Origin of the sequence: Psychroserpens jangbogonensis, from assembly GCF_000797465.1 — a bacterium.
Taxonomy (GTDB): Bacteria; Bacteroidota; Bacteroidia; order Flavobacteriales; family Flavobacteriaceae; genus Psychroserpens; species Psychroserpens jangbogonensis.
This window is the reverse complement of record NZ_JSWG01000020.1, coordinates 1-552: the sequence shown is the minus strand read 5'-3', so window position 1 is coordinate 552 and position 552 is coordinate 1. Positions and strand designations below refer to the sequence as shown.

Here is a 552-nt window from a genome sequence, read left to right as displayed (position 1 = left end):
TGTTACCACATTGGTCAGTAGCAGTCCAAGTTCTCGTAATTGTTTCAGTATTACCACAAGCACTTACCGAACTATCTGCAAAAGTTACAGTTGTTGTTCCACAAGTATCAGTAGCAGTAGCGGTTCCATTAGCAGAAGGGTCAGTACTATCAGTACATTCCACAGTTGCAACAGCAGGAACAGTTAAAGTAGGAGGCGTTGAATCTACAACAGTAATGGTTTGTGTATCAGATACAGCGTTACCACATTGGTCAGTAGCAGTCCAAGTTCTCGTAATTGTTTCAGTATTACCACAAGCACTTACCGAACTATCTGCAAAAGTTACAGTCGTTGTTCCACAAGTATCAGTAGCAGTAGCGTTTCCATTAGCAGAAGGGTCAGTACTATCAGTACATTCCACAGTTGCATCAGCAGGAACAGTTAAAGTAGGAGGCGTTGAATCTACAACAGTAATGGTTTGTGTATCAGATACAGCGTTACCACATTGGTCAGTAGCAGTCCAAGTTCTCGTAATTGTTTCAGTATTACCACAAGCACTTACCGAACTATCTG

General features: G+C 41.7%; 1 pseudogene. It reads right to left on the bottom strand.

The window, feature by feature from the left end:
* Positions 1 to 552 (bottom strand): annotated as a pseudogene (locus RH81_RS17060) (HYR-like domain-containing protein); the annotation flags it as partial.